The organism is Bacillus sp. SD127 (assembly GCF_058566445.1).
This window is the reverse complement of the sequence record NZ_CP191226.1, coordinates 4,081,406-4,095,000: the sequence shown is the minus strand read 5'-3', so window position 1 is coordinate 4,095,000 and position 13,595 is coordinate 4,081,406. Positions and strand designations below refer to the sequence as shown.

Annotated in this window: 8 protein-coding genes, 3 rRNA genes and 1 pseudogene (1 of these 12 cut by a window edge); 6 read left to right on the top strand and 6 right to left on the bottom strand. The window is 46.1% G+C overall.

What is annotated here, in order from left to right:
- The 6 genes and pseudogenes from ACQVGS_RS21160 to ACQVGS_RS21135 all read left to right on the top strand — a co-directional run.
- Nucleotides 1-328 (top strand): 16S ribosomal RNA (locus tag ACQVGS_RS21160) (it extends 1,222 nt beyond the left edge of the window).
- A gap of 169 nt (nucleotides 329-497) precedes the next feature.
- Nucleotides 498-3,425 (top strand): 23S ribosomal RNA (locus ACQVGS_RS21155).
- A 53-nt stretch (nucleotides 3,426-3,478) separates the two neighbouring features.
- Nucleotides 3,479-3,594 (top strand): 5S ribosomal RNA (rrf, locus tag ACQVGS_RS21150).
- The 16S, 23S and 5S rRNA genes sit together here, the layout of an rRNA operon.
- Before the next feature lie 146 nt (nucleotides 3,595-3,740).
- Nucleotides 3,741-4,013, top strand: a pseudogene (locus ACQVGS_RS21145) (zinc-dependent alcohol dehydrogenase); the annotation flags it as partial.
- Between the two features lie 217 nt (nucleotides 4,014-4,230).
- Entirely contained in the window at nucleotides 4,231-5,664 is a 1,434-nt protein-coding gene (locus ACQVGS_RS21140) for a SulP family inorganic anion transporter (RefSeq protein WP_059352999.1), read from the top strand.
- Nucleotides 5,665-5,809: 145 nt separating this feature from the next.
- Nucleotides 5,810-6,730, top strand: a complete 921-nt coding sequence (locus ACQVGS_RS21135; RefSeq protein ID WP_083510113.1) for a bile acid:sodium symporter family protein — start codon at nucleotides 5,810-5,812, stop codon at nucleotides 6,728-6,730.
- Nucleotides 6,731-6,739: 9 nt separating this feature from the next.
- Here ACQVGS_RS21135 and ACQVGS_RS21130 read toward each other — a convergent pair whose 3' ends face one another.
- From ACQVGS_RS21130 to ACQVGS_RS21105, 6 genes are all read right to left on the bottom strand, one after another.
- Nucleotides 6,740-7,492: an alpha/beta hydrolase gene (locus ACQVGS_RS21130; protein WP_487446205.1), complete on the bottom strand. Its 753-nt coding sequence runs from the start codon at nucleotides 7,490-7,492 to the stop codon at nucleotides 6,740-6,742.
- Nucleotides 7,489-8,499, bottom strand: coding sequence for an iron ABC transporter permease FeuC (feuC, locus tag ACQVGS_RS21125; protein WP_106021132.1), 1,011 nt, complete (start codon nucleotides 8,497-8,499; stop codon nucleotides 7,489-7,491). The genes ACQVGS_RS21130 and feuC overlap by 4 nt, the downstream gene beginning before the upstream one ends.
- Nucleotides 8,492-9,496 carry a FecCD family ABC transporter permease gene (locus tag ACQVGS_RS21120; protein ID WP_151174698.1) on the bottom strand — a complete coding sequence of 335 codons (1,005 nt, stop codon included), beginning with the start codon at nucleotides 9,494-9,496 and terminating at the stop codon, nucleotides 8,492-8,494. Before ACQVGS_RS21120 ends, feuC begins: the two co-directional genes overlap by 8 nt.
- Before the next feature lie 18 nt (nucleotides 9,497-9,514).
- Complete coding sequence (gene feuA, locus ACQVGS_RS21115) at nucleotides 9,515-10,468, bottom strand: iron ABC transporter substrate-binding protein FeuA (RefSeq protein WP_024120018.1); 954 nt, start codon at nucleotides 10,466-10,468, stop codon at nucleotides 9,515-9,517.
- Between the two features lie 90 nt (nucleotides 10,469-10,558).
- The gene (btr, locus tag ACQVGS_RS21110) at nucleotides 10,559-12,139 is read right to left on the bottom strand and encodes a bacillibactin transport transcriptional regulator Btr (RefSeq protein WP_106021238.1); all 1,581 of its coding nucleotides are present in this window, start codon (nucleotides 12,137-12,139) and stop codon (nucleotides 10,559-10,561) included.
- Between the two features lie 202 nt (nucleotides 12,140-12,341).
- Nucleotides 12,342-13,586 carry an exo-beta-N-acetylmuramidase NamZ family protein gene (locus tag ACQVGS_RS21105; RefSeq protein ID WP_400152788.1) on the bottom strand — a complete coding sequence of 415 codons (1,245 nt, stop codon included), beginning with the start codon at nucleotides 13,584-13,586 and terminating at the stop codon, nucleotides 12,342-12,344.
- Nucleotides 13,587-13,595: the final 9 nt, after the last annotated feature.

Below are 13,595 nucleotides of genomic sequence, written 5' to 3'. Positions count from 1 at the left end.
ACCTGGGCTACACACGTGCTACAATGGACAGAACAAAGGGCAGCGAAACCGCGAGGTTAAGCCAATCCCACAAATCTGTTCTCAGTTCGGATCGCAGTCTGCAACTCGACTGCGTGAAGCTGGAATCGCTAGTAATCGCGGATCAGCATGCCGCGGTGAATACGTTCCCGGGCCTTGTACACACCGCCCGTCACACCACGAGAGTTTGTAACACCCGAAGTCGGTGAGGTAACCTTTATGGAGCCAGCCGCCGAAGGTGGGACAGATGATTGGGGTGAAGTCGTAACAAGGTAGCCGTATCGGAAGGTGCGGCTGGATCACCTCCTTTCTAAGGATATTTACGGAATATAAGACCTTGGGTCTTATAAACAGAACGTTCCCTGTCTTGTTTAGTTTTGAAGGATCATTCCTTCGAAACGTGTTCTTTGAAAACTAGATAACAGTAGACATCACATTCAATTAGTAACACAAGATATCACATAGTGATTCTTTTTAACGGTTAAGTTAGAAAGGGCGCACGGTGGATGCCTTGGCACTAGGAGCCGATGAAGGACGGGACGAACACCGATATGCTTCGGGGAGCTGTAAGCAAGCTTTGATCCGGAGATTTCCGAATGGGGAAACCCACCACTCGTAATGGAGTGGTATCCATATCTGAATCCATAGGATATGAGAAGGCAGACCCGGGGAACTGAAACATCTAAGTACCCGGAGGAAGAGAAAGCAAATGCGATTCCCTGAGTAGCGGCGAGCGAAACGGGATTAGCCCAAACCAAGAGGCTTGCCTCTTGGGGTTGTAGGACACTCTATACGGAGTTACAAAGGAACGAGGTAGATGAAGAGGTCTGGAAAGGCCCGCCATAGGAGGTAACAGCCCTGTAGTCAAAACTTCGTTCTCTCCAGAGTGGATCCTGAGTACGGCGGAACACGTGAAATTCCGTCGGAATCCGGGAGGACCATCTCCCAAGGCTAAATACTCCCTAGTGACCGATAGTGAACCAGTACCGTGAGGGAAAGGTGAAAAGCACCCCGGAAGGGGAGTGAAAGAGATCCTGAAACCGTGTGCCTACAAGTAGTCAGAGCCCGTTAATGGGTGATGGCGTGCCTTTTGTAGAATGAACCGGCGAGTTACGATCCCGTGCAAGGTTAAGCAGAAGATGCGGAGCCGCAGCGAAAGCGAGTCTGAATAGGGCGCATGAGTACGTGGTCGTAGACCCGAAACCAGGTGATCTACCCATGTCCAGGGTGAAGTTCAGGTAACACTGAATGGAGGCCCGAACCCACGCACGTTGAAAAGTGCGGGGATGAGGTGTGGGTAGGGGTGAAATGCCAATCGAACCTGGAGATAGCTGGTTCTCTCCGAAATAGCTTTAGGGCTAGCCTCAAGGTAAGAGTCTTGGAGGTAGAGCACTGATTGGACTAGGGGCCCCTACCGGGTTACCGAATTCAGTCAAACTCCGAATGCCAATGACTTATCCTTGGGAGTCAGACTGCGAGTGATAAGATCCGTAGTCGAAAGGGAAACAGCCCAGACCGCCAGCTAAGGTCCCAAAGTATACGTTAAGTGGAAAAGGATGTGGAGTTGCTTAGACAACCAGGATGTTGGCTTAGAAGCAGCCACCATTTAAAGAGTGCGTAATAGCTCACTGGTCGAGTGACTCTGCGCCGAAAATGTACCGGGGCTAAACGTATCACCGAAGCTGCGGACTGTTCTTCGAACAGTGGTAGGAGAGCGTTCTAAGGGCTGTGAAGCCAGACCGGAAGGACTGGTGGAGCGCTTAGAAGTGAGAATGCCGGTATGAGTAGCGAAAGAGGGGTGAGAATCCCCTCCACCGAATGCCTAAGGTTTCCTGAGGAAGGCTCGTCCGCTCAGGGTTAGTCGGGACCTAAGCCGAGGCCGAAAGGCGTAGGCGATGGACAACAGGTTGATATTCCTGTACCACCTCCTCACCATTTGAGCAATGGGGGGACGCAGGAGGATAGGGTAAGCGCGGTATTGGATATCCGCGTCCAAGCAGTTAGGCTGGGAAATAGGCAAATCCGTTTCCCATAAGGCTGAGCTGTGATGGCGAGCGAAATTTAGTAGCGAAGTTCCTGATTCCACACTGCCAAGAAAAGCCTCTAGCGAGGTGAGAGGTGCCCGTACCGCAAACCGACACAGGTAGGCGAGGAGAGAATCCTAAGGTGATCGAGAGAACTCTCGTTAAGGAACTCGGCAAAATGACCCCGTAACTTCGGGAGAAGGGGTGCTCTGTTAGGGTGCAAGCCCGAGAGAGCCGCAGTGAATAGGCCCAGGCGACTGTTTAGCAAAAACACAGGTCTCTGCGAAGCCGTAAGGCGAAGTATAGGGGCTGACGCCTGCCCGGTGCTGGAAGGTTAAGAGGAGCGCTTAGCGTAAGCGAAGGTGCGAATTGAAGCCCCAGTAAACGGCGGCCGTAACTATAACGGTCCTAAGGTAGCGAAATTCCTTGTCGGGTAAGTTCCGACCCGCACGAAAGGCGCAACGATCTGGGCACTGTCTCAACGAGAGACTCGGTGAAATTATAGTACCTGTGAAGATGCAGGTTACCCGCGACAGGACGGAAAGACCCCGTGGAGCTTTACTGCAGCCTGATATTGAATGTTGGTACAGCTTGTACAGGATAGGTAGGAGCCTTGGAAACCGGAGCGCCAGCTTCGGTGGAGGCATCGGTGGGATACTACCCTGGCTGTATTGACCTTCTAACCCGCCGCCCTTATCGGGCGGGGAGACAGTGTCAGGTGGGCAGTTTGACTGGGGCGGTCGCCTCCTAAAAGGTAACGGAGGCGCCCAAAGGTTCCCTCAGAATGGTTGGAAATCATTCGCAGAGTGTAAAGGCACAAGGGAGCTTGACTGCGAGACCTACAAGTCGAGCAGGGACGAAAGTCGGGCTTAGTGATCCGGTGGTTCCGCATGGAAGGGCCATCGCTCAACGGATAAAAGCTACCCCGGGGATAACAGGCTTATCTCCCCCAAGAGTCCACATCGACGGGGAGGTTTGGCACCTCGATGTCGGCTCATCGCATCCTGGGGCTGTAGTCGGTCCCAAGGGTTGGGCTGTTCGCCCATTAAAGCGGTACGCGAGCTGGGTTCAGAACGTCGTGAGACAGTTCGGTCCCTATCCGTCGCGGGCGCAGGAAATTTGAGAGGAGCTGTCCTTAGTACGAGAGGACCGGGATGGACGCACCGCTGGTGTACCAGTTGTTCTGCCAAGGGCATCGCTGGGTAGCTATGTGCGGACGGGATAAGTGCTGAAAGCATCTAAGCATGAAGCCCCCCTCAAGATGAGATTTCCCATTCCGCAAGGAAGTAAGATCCCTGAAAGATGATCAGGTTGATAGGTCTGAGGTGGAAGTGTGGCGACACATGGAGCTGACAGATACTAATCGATCGAGGACTTAACCTAATTTCTAATGATGTCACACCTGTTATCTAGTTTTGAGAGAACACTCTCAATTGTTTGGTGGCGATAGCGAAGAGGTCACACCCGTTCCCATGCCGAACACGGAAGTTAAGCTCTTCAGCGCCGATGGTAGTCGGGGGTTTCCCCCTGTGAGAGTAGGACGCCGCCAAGCAAGGTAAAGACCAGTTCAGCTGAACTGGTCTTTTTTATATCTGTACTGATCGTTTTTCTCGGTGTTCATTTATTCGAGGTTTCGGCTTTTGAAGCTCTCTAGTATTTTTAATATCAATACAATAGCCAGCATGATCAACATGCTGAGCGGCACGCCGGTTATCCGATTATGTTTATCACCCGCAGGATTTAACGGAGGATGAGGTCAGACGCATTAATCAAGGAAGAAAGTTTGATGTGATCTCTGACGCGATCGGCAATCAGCTTGATTGGGCCTGTCCGTTAATAGACAAGGGAGGAAGGCTTGTGCCGATGGGGTTTGATGATACGTATGATGAAAATCAGGCCTTTTCTAACGGGGTTACGATCATCGGAATCGGAGTGGCTCGGCAGGTCATGGAGGCCGCGGTTTCATGCGCTATAGTATGCCACAGCTTTCTGAAGCATTTGACCTTGCACATTTGATTAAAATTTATTATGATACTCTTTGTATAATAACTCCTTACCTCAATACACTATACTCAACGTTTCCCCTTTTTCTCCGAAAGTTTTTCTTTTCATTTTCTTCCGTAAAATAATTAAGCTCCCAATACAACAGAAACGGTGCGGATTTATTTTTAAAAAGGAGTCGTTATATTTGAATAGTTTTACATTAAAACAGCAGTGGTTCGGTAATATCCGAAAAGATATTCTTGCTGGTATTTTGGTGGCGTTAGCCTTAATACCTGAAGCGATTGGTTTTTCTATTATTGCCGGCGTTGATCCAATGGTTGGTCTTTATGCTTCATTTTGTATTGCCATTATTATTTCTATTTTTGGCGGAAGACCGGGGATGATTTCGGCTGCGACTGGTTCGATGGCGGTTGTGATGGTGTCGCTGGTTGCCGATTACGGGCTTCAGTATTTATTTGCGGCCACCATTTTGACAGGTGTTATTCAGGTGATCTTAGGCATCAGTAAAATTGCGAGATTAATGAAATTCATTCCTCGTTCTGTGATGATCGGGTTTGTGAATGCGCTGGCGATTCTGATTTTTTCTGCGCAGCTACCTCAATTTGAAGGTGCATCTTGGAGCATGTATGCGATGCTTGCCGGATCATTGGTTATTATTTATGTACTGCCTAGGTTTACGACTGCGGTGCCATCTCCGCTTGTCGCAATTATTGTGATGACGATTATTGCGGTCACATTCCATGTGGATGTGCGGACGGTTGGAGATATGGGCAATATCTCTAGTTCATTGCCTCATTTTCTAATACCTGATGTTCCGTTTACCTTCGAAACGCTCAAAATTATTTTTCCTTATTCCATTGCTTTGGCGTTTGTCGGTTTGCTTGAATCTTTGCTGACAGCACAGATTATTGATGAAATGACGGATACGGACAGTGATAAAAATAAAGAGAGCCGCGGACAGGGAATCGCGAATATCGTCACTGGATTTTTTGGCGGTATGGCGGGCTGCGCTATGATCGGACAATCTGTTATTAATACAAAAGCGGGCGGCCGCGGACGGTTATCAGCCTTTGTTGCCGGTGCTTTTCTTATGTTTTTAATTGCCGTTTTGAGTCATGTTGTTGTAAACATTCCGATGGCTGCGTTAGTGGCTGTTATGGTTATGGTATCTGTCGGCACATTTGATTGGTCTTCTTTAAAAGGCTTGAAAAAAGCGCCGATTACAGATTCAATTGTAATGGTTGTGACGGTGATTACGGTTGTCGTGACGGATGACTTATCGAAAGGCGTATTCGTCGGTGTTCTGTTAAGTGCCGTATTCTTCGTAGCCAAAATCTCGAAGCTGAAGATCGTTTCTCATGCAGAAGATCAAAAGCTGAGAACGTATCAAGTGAAGGGACAGATCTTTTTTGCGTCAGTAACTGATCTTACGAATGCGTTTATCTATCAAGAGGATATCGAGCGAGTTGTCATTGACTTGACCGATGCTCACGTATGGGATGATTCAGGAGCGGCTGCGCTTGATAAAATTGTTGCGAAGTTTAAAGAGCAAGGAATTGAAGCTGAATTAAAGGGGCTGAATAATGCAAGTAAAGCCCTTATGAAACAGATGGCATAAAAGTATGAAAGTCCAGATTGATGAGATCTGGGCTTTTTTATATAACATATGGTTGAACTGCATTGATATAATAGAGAGAAAGAAATTTTTAATAGGGGACTTGTATATGATGCTTCAGAAGCTGAACCGTGTATTGGGGAAAGTCATGCCGCTTTTGACACCGACTAGTGTTGTGCTTGGCGTGCTGCTGTCTCAGTTTTTAAATGGATATGAAAGCGCAGTGCCTTGGATATTTGCTTTTATTACGTTTGCGGGCAGCTTGAGCGCGAACTTTCAGTCTTTAAGACACGCCTTGGCGCATCCTCTTCCTATGATTCTTGCATTATTTGTTCTTCATATTTTTATGCCGCTTTTCGCCTGGGGCAGCGGACATCTCATATTTCAAGGTGATCCATTAACGATCACGGGTTTGACATTAGCTGTTGTCATTCCTACAGGAATTACGAGTTTGATTTGGGCTGCAATGTACAAAGGAAATGTTGGTTTGACGCTTTCTATCATATTGATTGATACCGTGCTGTCGCCGTTAATCGTTCCGCTGAGTCTTTCTGTGCTGGCCGGTGCCCAGGTTCACATGGATATCTGGGGAATGATGAAGGGTCTGATTGTGATGGTAGTGATTCCTTCATTCCTGGGCATGCTGTTTAATCAGATGTCATCTCCAGAAAGAACCGCGGCGTTGAGCAGTACGCTGTCTCCCTTTTCAAAGCTGTGCCTGATGGCCGTGATTGCGATTAACAGCTCTGCGATAGCTCCTTATTTCAAAGCGATTGATTTAAGATTTTTAGGGATTGCTGTCACTGTTTTTTGTATCGCGTTAACCGGGTATGCTGCGGCGTGGCTTATCGGAAAAATGATGAAAAGGCGGCAGGAGGAAATTGTCTCTCTTATTTTTACGGGAGGCATGAGGAATATCAGTGCCGGCGCTGTTCTTGCCGTCACTTTCTTTCCGTCTCAGGTGGCTGTTCCGGTTGTGATTGGAATGCTGTTTCAGCAAATCCTGGCTGCTTTGTTCGGCTATATGCTGAACCGTTTCGAACTAAAACCCGTCTTGCAGAAGGCATGAAAAAACCGCTCATATGTTGGAGCGGTTTTTTCCGTATAGCCATTCCAGCGCATTGATAAATTGTTTGCAGAAATGCTTGCGGTGGTGCACCGCCCCTTTTTCAATGACGAGGCACAGCTGATCTTGAGTGAACCCTTTTTCTATTAGGCTCTCGTGCACGTATTTTGTTTTTTGGAGCATCGTCTGCTGAATCGATTGTTTTCCGGCGCCTTCTTCACTGCCGACAGACATAAAAATACGCATTGAACCCGGTCTTACAGAGGAAGTATAGATAGTTTCTGCTGCGTTCTCGTACCAGTATGAACTTGAGAGAGATCCTATTTTTCCAAATAATGATGAATGTCTCAGAAAGGCGAACATTGAGATGAGGCCGCCTAATGAGGCGCCGATCATACCTCTGGATTGAGCCCTTCTGGAGACATTCCAACTTTCTTCCACAAACGGAATGAGCCGGTTTGTTATTTCAGAAAGGTAGTCAGCCCCCTTACCGCCGAAGTCTAGAAACTGATCACTGAGTGATGCGGCGGGCCAAGGAGTGTACTCGTCGAGCCGGTTTTTAGGCTCTATGCCGATCAGCACGAGCTCAGGCACCCTGTTTTGATGAAACCTGTTTTCTATCAGTTCTAGTTGACCTTGAAACAAAGAACCGCCATCCTGTACGTAAACAGAAGGAAATGCCCTGCTGTCCGTACTGTAGGAAGGAGGGAGATACAGCTTAAACATCCTGTCGCCCGCCTTATGCTCTGATAAAGATCCGTTCAAACACTCTCCCCCTTTTTTTGCTTGAAAAGCAGGTATAAGAAATACGGAACACCGAGTATCGCCAAAATAATGCCGGCTGGCACTTCTGCGGGCTGGAAAAACAGTTTTCCGGCAAAGTCTGCGCTCAATACAAGCAGCATGCCGATCAAACCGCTCAAAGGCAAAATATAGCGGTGTTCGACACCGGCCAATCTCCGGGAAATATGAGGCGCGATTAAGCCGACAAATGCCATGCTTCCCGCCACAGAGACACAGGCGCTAATGATGGCGACACAGGCGACGAGCAGAATGGTTTTTTCTTTATTTGACGAAATGCCAAGGCTTCTGACCGTGTCTTCGTCAAAGCGGATGGTATCGAGCAAACGAGATTTGGCAAGAAGAATCGGAATAAACAGCAGCATCCACGGAAGAACGGCTGTGATATATGTCCAGTTTGCCGACCAGATGCTGCCGTTTTTCCATACCATGGCCATTTCATAATCTTGCGGGTCCATTTTTAATGATAGAAACAAAGACAAAGCGCTGAATCCTGAATTAATCGCGATTCCTACCAGAATAATTCTGCCTGAATCTAAATTGCCTCTGTTCCAAGCGAATATGTAAATCATGACTGCAGCAGCCAGTCCGCCGATCAGGCCGAAAAACGGCATTCCCATTGCCGCGACAATCGAAGTTACTTCTTTCTGGCCTTGGAACAACAGCATAAACGCCACAATACCTGCCCCTGCTCCCGCATTGATTCCCAATATTCCCGGGTCTGCAAGACCGTTTCGTGTGATGGCCTGAATGACAGCTCCTGCTATGCCAAGTCCGAGTCCGATAATGGCTGCCATGACAATCCGCGGCAGTCTTAAGTCAAACAGCAAAACTTCATACTGCGGATTGGGATTGATCTGAAAAAGAGTGGAGAGCAGCTCTGTCGGACGAACAGAAAATGATCCGCTGGTCATGCTGAAATAGCTGACGAGGAGAATCAATACGATTAACACTGCATATTTTTTAGCCATTTTGCTCTCCTCCTTTTCGTTTGATCAAATAAAGGAAGAAAGGAACGCCGATAATAGAAGTCACAACCTCAATCGGTGTTTCAAATGGATAATTGATAAATCTGCTGGCGAGATCGCACAGCGTTAAAAAGACGCCGCCCAAGATGCAGGAACAAGGAATCAGTCTGTTATAATCTGAGCCGACGAGAAATCTCGTGATATGCGGAACGACTAAACCGACAAACGCAATTTTTCCGGCAAGCGCTACAGCACTTCCGGTTAAAATGATGACAGAGATCATTGCCATGATTTTGATCGTTTTTTTCTTTTGGCCCAAACTCTTAGAAATATCGTCGCCTAGTGATACAGCGGTCACCTTTTTGCTGAGAGAGACAGCTATGACGATACCAGCCAGGAAAAATGGAACGGCAAGCTTTAGAAAGTCGGGGCTCATTTGATGAAGTCTGGCGCTGTACCAGAAACTCAGATCCTGTGAAATTTGAAAATAGATCGATATGGCAGCCGCTAAACTATTAAGCAGCATGCTTGTGACTGTGCCAATGATGGCTAGCTGTACGGGCGTAAACCCGTTAGGCAGCATTGTTGCCAGGCCGAATACCAATGCAGCTCCAAATGCGGAGCCGATAAAAGAGTAAATGATCATTTCAAGCGAAGATGATTGCGGAAGCAGAACCATACAAAGCGTAATGATAAACGCGGAACCATCTGAAACACCCATAATTGAGGGCGATGCCAAATAATTGCGTGTGATGCCTTGCATGAGCGCTCCAGATACAGCAAGGGCTGCCCCAATGAGCAGAGCGCCGGCAGCCCTTGGAATCCGGGAATGCCATATGATTTGATGGTCTGTGGTTCCCGGATCAAAATGAAAAAGTGATGCAAAGACAATATCAGCATTAAGCTGCTTTGCGCCATAGAGGACGGAAAGCAGCAATGATAATGCAATAGCAAATGGAGAAGTAATCAAAATGATACGTGTCCACTGTTTTGAATACATACAAAAACCTACTCTAATTTAGTCTTGTGTTAATTTTTCAGATGCCGCTTTCAGGAAGCGGACTTTGCTCCAAGCCGTACCGCCTTGTGCAAGAGGATCAACTGAATTGACGTACACATGATCTTCTTTGACTGCTGTGAGGCTTTTCCAGATTGGATTTTTCTCTAAATCTTTTAATGCATCAGGTTTATCCGCATTTTCATCATCAGAAAATTGGACGAAAATGTGGTCAGGGTTCATTTCACTGAGTTTTTCTAATGAAATCAGCTCTTGCGCTTTTGCGGCTTTGACTTCATTCGGTGCTTTAAGGCCTAAGTCGCCATAAAGAGTTGAGTTGAAGTACACTTGTTCAGGATAAATGTAAATATTCCCTTGTCTGATTCTGATGACAAGCGTTTTTGAATCTTTTGCTTGTTTACTGATTTTCGTTTTTGTTTCTTTTAGATCCTGTTCATAGTCTGCAATGATTTTTTTCGCTTTTTTCTCTTTTCCAGTCAGCTGGGCAAGCAGCATCATATTTTCCTTCCAGTTTGATGAGATGTGTGAAACCGGAATGGTCGTGCCGGCCGTGCTTATTTTTTGCAGGGTTTTTTCAGGGAACTTTGTAGATGCCAGGATCACGTCTGGCTGCATTTCAAGAATTTTTTCAATGTTTGGCTCCATTTTTTCCCCTGTAGGTGTTGCTTTATCTGTGATGTCCTTGAACATTTCAGGGAATTTTCCGGAGAATGAGATTGCACCCTGCGGATGAACGTCCAGCAGTTTTGCGTCTTCCATGGATTCAACGCTTCCCGTAATGGCAATCTTATCTGTCGGTACGTTTACTTCGTACGTTTTATCCAAATACTCGATTTTCTTTTTCTCGGACTTTGTGCCGCTCGCTTTGCTCGCAGAGGATTCTTCCTTGCTGCCGCAAGCTGCCGCCGTGAGTGCGAGAAGCAAGATTAATAAGGTAAGAGATAGCTTTTTCATCTATAGTGCCTCCTGTTCAATTGATAACTATTATCAATTGGAATTATAGAGAATGAATAGACATAACACCATGGACAAATTCCATATTTATCATGGACTATCACCGGATAGCATAGAAATGGTTTGCTGAACAATCCGCTCGTGCCCGCAAGCCGAGTACTCATTCCATGGGTCTGAAGAGAGGTGATACACACGTCCGTTCCGCACTGCGCTTAGGTTTTGCCATATTTCCGACTGTTTTAATTGCTGATAATAAGCAATGGTTTCCGGCTCTTTAAAAAGAAAGAGCATGATACAGTCAGCTTGGCAATTTGTGATGTCTTCTAATGAAATCGCTTGTTCTGAAGGCGTGTCAGCCGGTTTGAATCCTAAATCTTCAAAGAAAACTTCGCGGACGCTGCGATTATGCGCCACATAAAAGCGCTGCTTATGCAGACGAAGAAAGAGATAACGAAACTCTTGAGCGTGCAGCAATGTCTTTTTAGCGGAAGCCGTCTGCTTGTCATAGGCTGCGAGCCACTTTTCAGCCTCCGATTCTTCCTTTAAAAACGTGGCGGTGTGCAGAAAGTGTGCTCTCCAGTTTTCTTCTGCAGGAAGGTAACATACTTCTGCAATGCTGTTCAGGCGCTTTTGTTCTTCTGAAGAAACAGAATCCATGCTGAAAATGATATCGGGTTCAGCTTGGGACAACGTCTGCAGGTTTTCCTCCCATTTTTCATTAAACCGGTATGCGCTGAGCTGTACTGGAATATCTGCTGAATAATGCTGATAATAGTAAGCCGTCCATTTTGGATGGAGTGCGGCTGCAAACGGTATGTGATGCAGAGGAATGAGCTGTCCCATTGTTCCCTTTCCATAGGCGGCTAGTTTTTGCCTGCGTTTTTTCATATAGCTTGTAGGTGAAGAACCTGTGTGCTTTTTAAAGATTCTGCTGAAATAAAATTCATCTTGATAGCCGGTTTGATGGGCGATTTCTTTCAGTTTACAGTTGGATCTTGCCATAAGCCGCTTTGCTCGGGTGATCCGAGTTTTTGTAATGAATTCTGTTACGCTCTGGCCAGTCCATTTTTTAAAGGTTTCGCTGTAATGCTTGGCGCTGATTCCTGCCATTTTTGAGAGCTGGGCAAGTGTAATTTTTGTATCGGCATGAGTTTCAATGTAATGTTTTGTTTTTTCAATCGCAGATTGTGTATCGTTTTGATCTGATACATGAGCTGTGAATAGATCATAAATCAGGCTCTGAACCTCTATCACACATTTTAATTGAGAAAGCTGAGCTGCTTCTGCCCAAATTTCAGCTAGTTCTTGAAGCCGGGCTGAAAGGTTTTCGATATGTGAAACATTCACAAGGTTTAGACTGGATAAATCAGTTTCAGTGCATGGTTTTAAGAGATCTTGCCGGGCTTCCGCTGTATAGCAGTGAAGTCTGATCAGACACATATCTATATTTCTCTCTTCTGCAGGTGTAATGCCGAATGTCTCATGAGGCGGACAAACATACAGTGTCTTTTTTTGGAGAGGAGCGGTTCTTGTTCCGATAGAAATATGTCCATCTCCTTTTAAATGAAAGATCAGCACGAATGAGTCGGTCAATTGCTGTTCTGAGAAGAGATCACTCGTTTTCTTCATATATTCAATTTGTACCGGATGATAAATCATTGAGTTTTGCAAGGAGAAGACCACCTTTTCAGAAACGCTCGCTTAAATGATAATCATTTTCAATAAGATTGTACCAAATAAATGAAAGTTTTCCTATATAAAGCGTGTTGTTTTTGGATTTAAAAACCCTTGCCGCAATGTGCGGGCAAGGGAAAATGATCATGCTTTTGTTGGGTAAGAAAATGTTACACGTGTAACATACCATTCTTAAGTCTTAATATAGGAGATATTGTTTTCTGGTTTTATTGAATTGCTTCAGCTGTTTTTGATAGGTGTCAATGATTTCATCAATTGAAGCACCGTTCTTGATTTTCGTTCTAATCCAGCCGTTGCCTGCCAATTTATCAAATGAGCCAGACGCTAGGAACTGAAAATCATCAGGATAGAGGTCATGTATCATTTTAATAAGCGACAGTCCTGTTTTAACCGCTTCAAATTTTTCTCTGTCCGTAATATAGAGCTGCACGCCGTGGCAAAGTGTTCCTTGATGTTTAGAGAACGTTGGAGTGAAGGAGGAAGCTCTGAACGTAACGCCAGGCAGATCAAGACTGTTCATTTTTTCTGCAAGCTCTGTGCTTTTGATAAAGGGAGCTCCGATCAACTCGAATGGCTTAGTCGTTCCCCGCCCTTCAGATACATTTGTTCCTTCAATTAACCCTGTTGCAGGGTATACAAATGTACTCTCTGCGGTTGGCATGTTCGGTGAAGGGAGGACGAAAGGCAGTCTGGTTTCGTCAAAATCCATAGAGCGTTTCCAGTGCTTCATTTTTACGACTAACACATCAGCATTAATATTAAATTCCTTGTTGAATAGTAAAGCCAATTCTCCAATGGTCATCCCGTGCTTTAACGGAATGGGATAGAGTCCGACAAAGGATGCGTACTCGGGCTCCAGCACTGGTCCTTCAACCTTTTTTCCGCCTTGGGGATTCGGACGGTCCAGCACGATAAAAGGAATTCCGTTTTCTTTAGCGGCTTCCATTGCATAAGCCATTGTATAAATGTACGTATAGTAACGAGTCCCGACGTCCTGGATGTCAAATAGAAGAACATCGACATTTTTCAGCATATCAGGAGTGGGTTTTTTCGTTTTTCCGTAAAGGCTGTATACGGGAACCCCGGTTTTTTCGTCAATGTAAGAGCCTACTTCGTCTCCTGCCTGAGCGTCGCCGCGAACGCCGTGCTCAGGCCCGAATAAAGCTGTCAGCTGTATATCGGGGTCTTCGTAAAGAATATCCACGCTGCTTTTAAGGGATGCACTCACACCTGTTGGATTGGTAATCAGTCCAACTCTTTTTCCCATTAGCTGCTTTTTGTGTCGTGACAAGAGGATATCAATGCCGGTCTGGACTTTAGGTTTTTTTGCTGTTTGTTTTTCTGAATCAGGCGAAGCTGAGGCAGCCGTCATTGTCCCGAACATCATAAGCCCTGCGAGAAGAACCAATACTGTTTTCTTCATATGCTCCTC